11 protein-coding genes are annotated in these 11,373 nt (G+C 54.3%); 7 read left to right on the forward strand and 4 right to left on the reverse strand.

Going from position 1 to position 11,373, the window contains the following annotated elements:
* Positions 1–11: 11 nt before the first annotated feature.
* A complete protein-coding gene (locus RBH33_RS13500) occupies positions 12–287 on the forward strand; it encodes an MrpF/PhaF family protein (protein ID WP_306732731.1) in 276 nt (91 codons plus the stop codon).
* Positions 280–729, forward strand: coding sequence for a monovalent cation/H(+) antiporter subunit G (mnhG, locus tag RBH33_RS13505; RefSeq protein ID WP_306732732.1), 450 nt, complete (start codon positions 280–282; stop codon positions 727–729). The genes RBH33_RS13500 and mnhG overlap by 8 nt, the downstream gene beginning before the upstream one ends.
* Positions 730–739: 10 nt before the next feature.
* On the opposite strand, the gene coaE is transcribed toward mnhG, so the two are convergent.
* From coaE to pilB, 4 genes are read right to left on the reverse strand one after another with little or no spacing between them, the layout of a single operon-like run.
* Positions 740–1,363: a dephospho-CoA kinase gene (coaE, locus tag RBH33_RS13510; RefSeq protein WP_306732733.1), complete on the reverse strand. Its 624-nt coding sequence runs from the start codon at positions 1,361–1,363 to the stop codon at positions 740–742.
* 24 nt (positions 1,364–1,387) lie between these two features.
* Positions 1,388–2,269, reverse strand: a complete 882-nt coding sequence (locus RBH33_RS13515; RefSeq protein ID WP_306732734.1) for a prepilin peptidase — start codon at positions 2,267–2,269, stop codon at positions 1,388–1,390.
* On the reverse strand, positions 2,270–3,532 hold the full coding sequence (locus RBH33_RS13520) for a type II secretion system F family protein (protein ID WP_306732735.1): 1,263 nt from the start codon (positions 3,530–3,532) through the stop codon (positions 2,270–2,272).
* Between the two features lie 5 nt (positions 3,533–3,537).
* On the reverse strand, positions 3,538–5,268 hold the full coding sequence (gene pilB / locus RBH33_RS13525; RefSeq protein WP_306732736.1) for a type IV-A pilus assembly ATPase PilB: 1,731 nt from the start codon (positions 5,266–5,268) through the stop codon (positions 3,538–3,540).
* Positions 5,269–5,769: 501 nt separating this feature from the next.
* Between pilB and RBH33_RS13530 the strand changes: the two genes are divergently transcribed.
* The 5 genes from RBH33_RS13530 (at position 5,770) to rimI (ending at position 11,180) form a co-directional block, all read left to right on the forward strand.
* Positions 5,770–6,282, forward strand: coding sequence for a pilin (locus tag RBH33_RS13530; protein ID WP_306732737.1), 513 nt, complete (start codon positions 5,770–5,772; stop codon positions 6,280–6,282).
* Between the two features lie 117 nt (positions 6,283–6,399).
* Positions 6,400–7,584, forward strand: a complete 1,185-nt coding sequence (locus RBH33_RS13535) for a serine hydrolase domain-containing protein (protein ID WP_306732738.1) — start codon at positions 6,400–6,402, stop codon at positions 7,582–7,584.
* A 101-nt stretch (positions 7,585–7,685) separates the two neighbouring features.
* Positions 7,686–9,422 carry a DCC1-like thiol-disulfide oxidoreductase family protein gene (locus RBH33_RS13540; protein WP_306732739.1) on the forward strand — a complete coding sequence of 579 codons (1,737 nt, stop codon included), beginning with the start codon at positions 7,686–7,688 and terminating at the stop codon, positions 9,420–9,422.
* A 507-nt stretch (positions 9,423–9,929) separates the two neighbouring features.
* Positions 9,930–10,685, forward strand: a complete 756-nt coding sequence (locus tag RBH33_RS13545) for a hypothetical protein (RefSeq protein WP_306732740.1) — start codon at positions 9,930–9,932, stop codon at positions 10,683–10,685.
* 3 nt (positions 10,686–10,688) lie between these two features.
* On the forward strand, positions 10,689–11,180 hold the full coding sequence (gene rimI / locus RBH33_RS13550; protein ID WP_306732741.1) for a ribosomal protein S18-alanine N-acetyltransferase: 492 nt from the start codon (positions 10,689–10,691) through the stop codon (positions 11,178–11,180).
* Positions 11,181–11,373 lie beyond the last annotated feature (193 nt).

The following is an 11,373-nucleotide window of genomic DNA, read 5'->3' on the forward strand; positions in this document are numbered from 1 at the left end:
GAGAACGATTTGTGATTAATCCATTGGTCATCAATATCACCTATCTGATGTTGACGTCCGCCCTATTGTTGTCGTTTGTGCGCCTGGCCAAGGGGCCCTCTTTGCCGGACAGGGTGGTAGCGCTGGAATTGGTGGCGACCATTGTGGCGGGTATTGTGGGCACCCACGCTATTGATACCGGGGTGGCCAGTTTTCTTGATATTGCGATTGTATTGGCTCTAACGGCGTTTTTGGCGGCCATTGGTTTTGCCCGCTTCTTGGAGCGGGGAGGTCCGCGCGATGATTGAGTGGATACTGTCGACGTTTATGATTGTCGGGGCAGCACTCATGCTCCTGGCGGCCATAGGGATCATCCGCCTCCCGGATCTGCCGACCCGTATGCATGCCTCCACTAAATCAGGCGCTCTCGGTACCAGCTTGATAATGATTGCCGTGGCCCTGGCCTTTATGGATACGGCCGTCTCGGCGCGAGCTTTCGCCATTATCAGTTTTATCATTCTCACCGCTCCAGTGGCCGCGCATGTGATTGGCCGGGCCGGCTATTTTGTGGGCGTACCACTGTGGGAGGGAACGGTTAAAGATGCTCTAAAGGAAAGCTACGATCCCGAAACTCACCAATTACACAGTGGCCTGGAAGGAAAAGAGCCGCGGAAGTCGGTCACGTATGGCGTGGCTGAAAGCCCCGCTACAAAGGATCTGGAAGAGCCCGAGCCTAAGAAGCCTGAGTAGCGAACCGTTGTTAGCCTGATTGCCCTGCTAGAGAGCGGTAGACTTGGTCCAGTTGCTGGATTTGAGGCTGCAAGTCGTCCAGGCCTTGATGGTTGCGAATCACATCTTGCGCTCGCGCCAGACGCTCCTGACGCGGCATCTGGCGTGCCATAATGGCTTCAATCTGAAGCTCTTCCACTCCATCCCTGCGCGTGACTCGTGCAACCTGTTCCGCCTCCGGAGCATCCACCACCAGCACCCGATCCACCAGTTGGTCTTGACCGGTTTCCAGTAGCAGCGGTGACACCAGAACGGCATAAGGGCTTTCCGCCTGCGCCAAATGTTGTTGTATTCGAGTATTGATCAATGGATGCAGGAGCTTTTCCAACCACTCCCGGGCGGGTGGGTCGGCAAATACGATGTCACGTAGCTTGCGCCGGTCCAGAGCGCCGGAGGGAGTTAATACCAGAGGCCCAAAGTGAGCGCTTATATCCGCCAGGGCTGGTTCGCCAAGTTCGACCACTTCACGGGCCACATCGTCTGCGTCCACCACCGTGATTCCCAAAGCGCGAAAACGACGCCCCACTTCTGATTTACCACTGCCGATTCCGCCAGTCAGTCCCACGAGCAATTTTGGCCGGCCTGCCAATGACATGGTGTTTTCCTTGAAAGCGAGCTTCTAGGGTGTAGGGGCCGCAAACTGCAAATACTGAGTAATCAGCATATCGCCCCACAGCAGGGAGAGCCAGCCGGCGATCGCCAAGTAAGGGCCGAAGGGAATGGGAATGTTCCGGTCGCGGCCGCGAATCAGGATCATGCCAATGCCAATGGCGGCGCCGACAAAGGAGGACATCAGCACAATCAACGGCAGCATCTGCCAGCCCATCCAGGCGCCCAGAGCGGCGAGCAGTTTAAAGTCCCCAAAACCCATACCTTCCTTGCCGGTGAGCAGCTTAAACAGCCAATAAATGCTCCACAGGGACAGGTAGCCCGCCACAGCGCCCCAGAGCGCGTCAGTGAGTGATGTGAAAACGCCAAAAGAATTGACGATCAAACCCAGCCATAGCAGGGGCAGGGTAATGTTGTCCGGCAACAGTTGGGTGTCGATATCGATCATGGTTAGGGCAATCAGAGCCCAGGTAAACACCAGCACCGAAAGCCCCGTGAGGTTGGCCCCGAAGTGGTAAATCACAAAAAAGGACAATACGCCCGTGACCAGCTCAATAATGGGATAGCGCGCAGAAATGGAAGCGCCACAGGCGGAGCACCGGCCTTTGAGGAACAGATAGCTGACGATCGGGATATTTTCCCAGGGCTTGATGCCGTGACCGCAGTGGGGGCAGGTGGAGTTGGGGACTACCAGGTTAAAGGGCTTGTCACTGCCCGTTTTGGGTTCCTGCTCAAGCAGCTCGCAACACTGCTCGTGCCACTCTCGTTCGAGCATCTTGGGTACGCGGTAAATGACCACGTTCAGGAAGCTGCCCACCAGCAGACCCAGAATGGCAGCGCCGATTAGGGCGCTGGCGGGGTAGAGGACAAAAACTTCTGGAATCGACAACATCTACACCACGGCGCCAAGCTGGAAGATGGGCAGGTACATAGCAATCAACAAGCCGCCTACCAAAACCCCCAAAACAGACATAATGATCGGTTCCAGCAACGAGGTCAGGCTGTCTACCTGATTGTCCACGGCCTCCTCATAGTAAACAGCGACTTTCTCCAGCATAGCATCCAGTGCGCCCGATTCTTCACCGATGGCGGACATTTGGACTAGAAGGATAGGGAAAAGCCCCTTGGAGCGTAGGGCGGCGTTAAGCTGAATACCTGTGGAAACATCATCCCGTACTTTCAGAATGGCATCACGATAAATAAGGTTCCCAGCCGCACCGGCCACGGAGGTCAGGGCGTCAATTAGCGGTACCCCTGCCGCAAACGTGGTGGACAAGGTGCGCCCGAAGCGAGCCATGATAGAAAGATAAATAATATTGCCGATGACGGGCATCTTCAGCATGTATTTGTCCACCGCGTAAGCAAAGGCAGTTGAGCGCTTTTTTAGCTCTTTAAACCCGAATACGAAACCGACCATACCGATCACGGCGACAAACCAGCGATCCTGGGCCAAATCAGACAGTCCCACGACGAACAACGTGAAGGCGGGCAAGTCGGCACCGAAGCCGGCAAACGTCTCGGCAAACTGGGGCACTACCTTCACCAGTAGGATCCCGGTGACCACTATAGCCACGAGAACTACCGCAATGGGGTAGGTCATGGCCTTTTTGATCTTTGCTTTGAGCGCTTCGGTCTTTTCTTTATAGGTGGCGATCCGATCCAGCATGACTTCCAGGGCGCCGGATTGCTCGCCTGCTTCCACTAGGTTACAGAACAGATCGTCGAAATATTTTGGGTGTTTGCGCAGCGAAGGTGCGAAACCGCCGCCGGCGGCTACATCTTCTCGGATGGTCAGAAGCAAAGTACGGAAGCGTGGATTTTCAAGCCCGTCGGCGACGATGTCAAAGGCCTGCACCAGAGGTACGCCAGCCTTCATCATAGTGGCCATCTGCCGCGAGAACACAGCAATATCGGAGGGTTTTATGGCCTTGCCACCGCCGCCGAAGAGAGGCTTGGGTTTTTTGCGTACGCTGTTTGCGCGAATCCCCTGTTTTAGCAATTGCGCTTTAACCAGAGCCGGGCTGGTGCCGTCCACCTCGCCTTCGATTTTATTGCCCTTTTTATCCAAACCTTTGTAAACGAAGACCGAGGACGTTGGACCTTTGGGTTTGGTTTTTTTAGCGGGCGCTTGTTTTGTTGCTGTTGCAGTGGCCATAGGGATTAATCCTTGGTGACACGGTTGGCTTCTTCAAGGCTGGTAAGCCCTTGGGCCGCTTTACGTAAGGCGGAAATGCGCAGGTTGTTAAAACCTGCCTCCTGGGCGGCTTTGGCAATCTGCAGAGAGTTGCCACCTTCCATTATAAGGTTAGCAATGGCGGGGGTGTTGCGAACCACTTCATAAACGCCCACTCGGCCCTTATAACCTTTATTGCACTGACTGCAGCCAACTGGATGAAACAGTTTTATGTCTTTGCGATCAATGCCTATGTTATCGAACCCTTCCTCAGTGAGGATATCATCCGGTATGTCCGTGGCGGGCTTCTTACAGTTGCTGCACAACCGACGCGCCAGCCGCTGAGCAATAATCAAGCTGACACTGGTAGCGACGTTAAACGCGGGTACACCCATGTTCAGCAAACGGGTCAGCGTTTCCGGGGCGCTGTTGGTGTGCAGAGTGGAGAGCACCAAGTGCCCTGTCTGGGCGGCCTTAATGGCGATCTCAGCAGTTTCCAGGTCCCGAATCTCCCCGACCATCACGATGTCCGGGTCCTGCCGTAGGAAGGAGCGCAGGGACTCGGCGAAGGTTAATCCCACCCGGTTGTTCACTTGTACCTGGTTGATACCTTCCAGGTTAATCTCCACCGGGTCTTCGGCGGTGGAGATGTTGCGCTCCTGGGTGTTGAGAATATTCAAGCCCGTATAAAGGGAAACCGTCTTACCGCTACCCGTGGGCCCGGTAACCAGAATCATGCCCTGCGGCTGATTGAGGGCGTCCATAAAGAGCTTCTTCTGGATGTCCTCATAGCCCAGGGCGTCGATGCCCATTTTGGCGGAACCGGGGTCGAGAATCCGCAACACCACCTTTTCCCCGAACAGGGTCGGTAAAGTGTTTACCCGGAAGTCGATAGCCCGGTTTTTGGAAATCTTCATTTTAATCCGGCCATCCTGGGGGACACGCCGCTCGGAAATATCCATTTGGGACATAACCTTCAAGCGCGCCGCCATGCGGGTGGCCAGATTAATAGGAGGCTTGGCCATCTCCTGCAGAATCCCGTCGGTACGAAAGCGCACCCGAAAGCTTTTCTCGTAAGGCTCGAAGTGAATATCCGATGCGCCGGTTTTGATGGCATCCAGAAGAATTTTATTGATAAAGCGGACAATGGGCGCCTCGTCCGCTTCCGGGTTGATCTTGTCGTCGGCGGGCCCTTCCTCGTCCACCGCTTGAATGTCCAAGCCGTCCAGGTCGTCATCGTCCAGCCCGCCCAAGGCGTCACCCAGGCTTTCCTCCTGAGCATTCAGGAAGCGATCGATGGCAGCGGCCAGCTTGTCCGCCTCCACCAGAACCGGCTCGGTATTGACCCCGGTGTTGAACTTGATTTCGTCCAGAGCGTGCAAGTTGGTGGGGTCCGCCACGGCCACAAACAGGCGGTTGCCGCGCTTTAATACTGGTAATGTGTGGTGCTTTTGAATCAGCTTTTGATCCACCAGTTTATTGGGAATGCTCTCCGGCAGAAGACTGTCCAAGTCAAACAGCGGCGTGCCGAACTCTTCAGAAGCCACCCGGGCAATAGTCTGGGCATCCAGCATCTGCTGGGTGACGAGATGCTGCACAAAGGGCACACGTTCCCGTGCGGCCTGGGTGATAGCCTGCCGAGCAAGGTCCTGCTCCAGTAAACCATCGTTTACCAAGCGGCGTGCAAGACCACTCAGGGCCGGGGCATTGCTGTTCATAGAGATCTAATTCCCAGATCGTTATTTTTAAGAGGAATCCGGTGGGTGCCGCTTTCGCAAGACGCAACCTTAACTTTATACGATAAGTCCATGTAATATCTACTATTCGGCTTTGGGCGTCACTAACTCTTTGGCCCGAAGGGCTCAATTGGCGGTGATTTACAGCAGGCCACGCGCACATTTTGAGTGTTTGACGAAAAGTATAGAAGGTTTGTGGTGGTTTGCTGAGCGGTTAAGCATTAATGGAGGCCATTTGCCGTGTTGACTACTAACTATTACTAGTTTGGGTTTAGGGAGCTCGCTTAGGCCGTAGCACCCCAGAACTGACAATAATTGTCACTAAAAGACGCGCCTCGTCTGCTGCCGGCGCATTTATCGACAGAAAGAGGGGGCAGGTTTGGCGCCAGTTCCCCTCTAGCCAGGAAGTTCCCGGTTAAATTTCAGTTTGGCACATGGATTGCTACAGTCCCTTCGGTATCTATAACAATCAGGAGAGACACCATGAAAACATTGCAAAAAGGCTTTACGCTGATCGAGCTGATGATCGTAGTTGCGATTATCGGTATCTTGGCAGCCGTAGCCATTCCCCAGTACCAAAACTACATCGCCAGTTCACAGGTTTCTCGTGTAATGAGCGAAACTGGCGCTCTGCGTACCGCTGTCGAAAACTGTTTATTGCAGGGCAGAACAGAGGTTACAACTGGAGATCCTACTGCAACTCAATGTAACGTAGGTTGGACCTTCAGTAACCTACTTGCTGGTGAGGCAGTGCAAGTACAAGGAGATGGGCTTTCCATTGAGATTGAAGACAACACTGCCACTATTCTCGCGACCTTCGGCACCAACGCCGCTGCAGCGTTGACTGCTGGAGAAGGTGGCGCTGGGCAGCTCCAGTGGTTCCGTAATGCCTCTGGCGTGTGGGTTTGTTCCACAAACGTGGACATGCGCTATCGTCCGGGTGGTTGCTCAGCAGCGTTGGGTGCAGAGGAAGAAGAAGAAGATCCTAACACCTAAGTGATTTAACGCTAATCTAGCAAAAAGGGCGCCGTTTTGGCGCCCTTTTTGCTTGCAATCGAAGTTTGACTAATCATTTAATGAGTTTGCCCGGGGTATCCAACAAAGATCTTCACTATGAGTCAGCCAGTTGCGGGTTCAGTAAGAGCAATTTTGTTGCGGGTTGTAGGGTACGGAGCGTTGCTATTCGTGCTTGTGGCTATGGCTCATCTTTACGTTACCAACCCACTTTATGTAAAAAAAATTCCCTACTTCGTATCCGCCTTGCGGGCTGGTGCTGAAGTTCAGTGTGACTCCTCCGCTCCTCCAGAACTCGTGCGCCTTCTTAGGAGAGTTTCGCTTCCCTACTTTTCGCTCACTGGCCAAGTCGTATTTGTTGGACGTGATGGGAAACCTGTCGGATGCCATGTGGGAAACCAGCCCATAGAAGCGTTTCGCTTTGCCAGCATGACCAAGGTATTGACGGCGCTAACGGTATTAGAGTTGGCTGCACTACAAAAGATTGATTTGCATGTGCCGGTAATCACCTATTTTCCCGAAGTAAATATCGACAGGGCGAGCGACCCACGGGTAGCCAAGATCACCCTTTGGCAGCTGCTCAACCATTCGTCTGGACTGGGTGGGGCTTTTGGCTCAGACAATATGATCAAACAGGGTGAGCAGCCTTGGTGCCCGTATCACATAGAGGCGTTAGAGGGTGTACGCCTTGCAGGTGAGCCTGGGACAAACCATGTTTATAGTAACGTTGCCTATTGCCTAGCGGGCGAAGTGATTACCCGTACTGCCGGGACCGATTATCGGACTTATGTCGTCGAGAACTATCTATCGAACTACGAATCCCTTCAGTTTGTACAAGGTGGTGCTTACCTTCCATTTGAGCCGGATTATGACTTCTCCAATGATTTTCGTCTTGATAGTGACTACGTGAGCTGGTTCGATTTTTATGCTCTGGCATCGTCCGCTGGGTTAATGGGGCGAGCTGATGAGTTCGCGTTGCTTGTGCAGAAATTGTTTTATCGAAACCCCGATGTACTGAACTCCGGTCGAACAGAGCCCTGCAAAATTGGGGAGCTCGAGCGATGTTATTCTTATACGTTTCGGGTTATGGATACGGAACAAGGTGCTGTCGGTATCCAGCAAGGTTACATGCCCGGAGCCAGCTCGCTGGTGGCGGTGAATGAGCAGGGCGAAGTTCTCGTATGGCTCGCCGCTGGCGCTGCCTTAGAAGGCAAGCACCGAAACGTCATGGTAGCGAAAGTTGTATCTTTCTTAAGTAATCGAAAACTGAGTGACCCTAATTGAGGTGAGCAATAGCTGAAGGCTGGACTGCGCTCTCAGTTTCGAAGCATCGCTAGAATGACAGCATGCGCTTAGGGCACTTTGCAGTAAGGACGAAGAGAATAATGATAAGTATTTATTATGACGGGGACTGCCCCTTCTGCACCCGTTATGTAAGCTATCTACGCCTGAAGGAGGCGGCAGGGGAGGTGGCTTTGGTGGATGTGCGCCGGGACGCCACCAGTCTCGAGCGCTTGACCCAAGCTGGTTATAGTCTTGATCAAGGCATGGTAGTAGAAATCGACGGCCGCGCAATGGCGGGCGCCGAGGCCATGCACGCACTGGCTCTGATGACCAGCCCCCGTGGATTCTTTAATAAACTCAACTACTACTTATTCTCCCATCGTTACCTAGCTCTGTTGCTGTACCCGCTGTTGCGCATGGGACGCAACCTCTTTTTGTTGCTTGATGGCCGCTCGCCTTTACACGAGCAGCGGAAGGACGAAGATACTCGCCTACTCACTTTGTTTTCCGCATGTTGGGGCCTTTTTTCGGTAACGCATGCGGTGTTTGTATTTAATTTTTCTGAGCCTTTTCCCAGTACCTATTTGATTGGTGCGATGGGTGTGTGGTTGATTTTCCATCCCTATTGTCGCCGCACGCTCTTGCTGCTCTTTGGGGCCATGCTAGTGGATGCCTGGCTCCATATGCCCACGAACTCGAACCACACAATTCTGAAAAATTTTTTCCTTTTGGCAGTGTTACTCGCTGGACTTTATAGCGCCCTGCGCGGCCGGGGCTGGGCGGCGTTTTTCCGGGATGTGGTGCCCATAGGGCGGGCTTTGCTTCTAATCATGTACGTGTTCGGGGTCTTCCACAAAATCAATACCGGCTTTCTCAATCCCGACGTGACTTGTGCCATGGCCTTGTGGCAAGAGATGCCCCCACCTTTACAGTGGTTGAACACCACTTGGTTCGCTTACCTCGCCAGCTACGGTACGTTGGTTATTGAGTCTGTGATCCTAGTTTTTCTGCTAATCCCCTCATTGCGCCACTGGGGCATTCTGGTGGGCATTGTCTTCCATCTGTTCTTGGCTCTGAGTGGCTATGCGTTCTACGTGGCCTTTTCCATGTTATCCCTGGTGATGCATGTGTTGTTTCTCACACCACAGGCGGCTGGTCGCATTATTGATGCACCCCTGTGGCGTCGAGCCATGGGCCTGTGGAATAGCTTCTGGGGCAAGCTGTTGATTCTGGCCTACGGGTTCGCACTGATACTGAATAGCGCTATGGGGTCGTATACGACGGTGGCACTGCTCTGGTTTGCTGTAGTGCTTCCACTGTGCTGGCTCATTCTCCAGCACGGAAAGGAACCTGTGCAAAACGAGCCTCGAAATATTTTCATATCTCGACGTTGGTGGCTGAATGTCGTTACGCTGTTGTTTTTCTTCAATTGCATCACTCCATACTTGGGTCTGAAAACAGCACAATCCATGAATATGTTTGCCAATTTGCGGCTGGAAGGGGGTGCTAGTAATCATTTGGTGCTGCGTAATGCGCCGGGCCCGTTCGGTTACTTGGAGGATGTCGTAGCTATCCATTCCGTCTCGGGTTCCCCCCTTCTGAATTATGTTCAGCGGAAGAACTTGCACGTTACTTATTATTTCCTGCTGGACCACTTAGATCGTAACCCCTGGGTGATCGTGACCTACGAGCGTGACGGTGAAGTCTATCCACACATGACAGAGATGAATCTGCGGGACGAAATGGAGCGGGTGCTGCACCCCCGCTGGTTCCGTAATTGGTTCCACTTCCGGATTGTCGATCTCAAGGAGCCCACAGTCTGCGAGAACAGCCGATGATCGGATTCATGCAGTAAGCCTTAGAGGACTATGTTTGTGGCAGATTTCCTACAAACCTTCCCGACATCTGCCACTGGTGGCATCCGGGCTTCTGGCGGAGAATGTCTCTTAACAAGGAGGTACACAGGACGTAACGCCGGCCAGGATGGTCAATGGATGCCCCGTTTGCAGGATGCACACAGGAGTGTCGAGCCAGAGGGATGCCAGTGGATGGAGTTGGCTCAAGCGGGGGAAACGGGCAGCTCGGCAGGAGGCCGGGTGCGGCGAGTGCCGCAGCAGTTGCCGCGTACATGGATGGCGGCATTGTTTTAGGGGCCGGCCCTTGGGGTCGGCCCCATTTCTTTGTAAATCTCTTTTTGCAATTCTGGTTTTTCTCTCTGGTTGCTCGCCTTAATGCTGCCTTTGGCATCCTTTCAGTATCTTCCTGTGGTCCTGCCTCCGAAATCTCTCCATGGTAGAATTGCATTCTAGCGCCGCTATCTTCGAGCAGCGCCACGGGACTACGCCATGAATGAACTGCAGCGACAGAGCTATCTGAATGCCTTGGGGTTGGAAAACTACGCTCCCCGCTGGCTGCTACCTGGCGCGCCTGAGCCCACCTTGTGTGAAATACCCGTATTGGCTCCCGAGCCTCTGATTGAGATTGAGCGAGAGCGGGCGCCTGAAATACAGAACTCCTATGAGCCAGCTCGTTCAGGCGCCGGTCCCAAGGCACTCTCCGAGGTCATAAGCCAAATGGCTGAGTCGGGCGCTGCTACTCCCTCTAAGCCTCTGCCAGTCGCTCGGCCGGCCAAGTCGGCCGAGCCCACCGTTACTCCTTTCACCCTGAGCATCTGGCGCTCGTCCCAGCCGGTATTGGTCTTGGATTCCCGTGAGCCGCGCGCGGCCATGCCGACGGAACGCTTGCTGCGCAATCTGTTGCGAAGTCTGGGGCACTTGGACTCCACCAGTGTTACGGAGGAGGTCTTGGCCTGCCCGCTGGTACCGAAACCGACGATTGCGGATGCGCGTGCAGAGCTGGGTGCCTGGCTGGAGGCTGAGTTGGCGCGGCGGCCGGTGCAAAAGGTGATTTTGATGGGCCATAACGCGGCCCACTATCTGTTGCCGGAAGCTACCGAACATTCTGAGCACCTGTGGCAATGGGTGGAGTTGGAAGCCTTTAAAATGCCGGCTCTGGTGGCGCCCAGCCTGGTCGAGCTCCTGCGCGAGCCAATGCACAAACGTGCGCTCTGGCGAGCACTGCAAGCCGTGAGCGGAGCCTGATCGGTGTCCGAGGAGCTTACTCAGGCGCCCACGGCGCAAGTCACTTCGACGGGCGCGCCGATTGATTTCCATGCTCTGGAGACCGCCGATTTGCCCGCTGTGTTGGGTCTGGAGCGCAAGGTCCAAAGCCATCCTTGGGAGCCGTCCAGTTTTGAAGATTGTCTGCGCGGTCGCCATAAGTGCTGGTTGGCTAAACATGGCGATCAGTTGTTGGGCTTCGTGGTGCTGGCCTGGGCTGGTGGAGAGGCCGAGCTGCTCAATATTGCCGTCGACCCCAGCAACCAGGGGCAGGGCATAGGGCGCTGCCTGTTGCGAGCGGCCATTGAACTGGCCCAGCCCCATGCTGAGATGATGTTTCTGGAAGTGCGCGTATCTAACCGCAAGGCGATTAACTTCTACTATCAGGAAGATTTTTTTGAAGTGGGGGTGCGCCGGGACTACTACCCCGGTGTTAACGGCCGCGAGGATGCGCTGGTTCTGGCGCGCCAGTTGTAAACTTGTCATCACTGCTGTCTTCTTCGTTCCCTCGCGCCCACTCTTCGTCATCCCCGTCTCCCCCCCTTTATCATCCTCAGACCCTCTTAAATCATCCTTATTCCCCCCAACTCGTTATCCCCGCTGACCCTCATCGTCTTTTCCGCTGCTTCTCAACGCGTCATCCCCGCGGAAGCGGGGATCCAGTCTTTAG

Source organism: Marinimicrobium hydrolyticum (genome assembly GCF_030848505.1).
Classification (GTDB): domain Bacteria; phylum Pseudomonadota; class Gammaproteobacteria; order Pseudomonadales; family Cellvibrionaceae; genus JAVDDU01.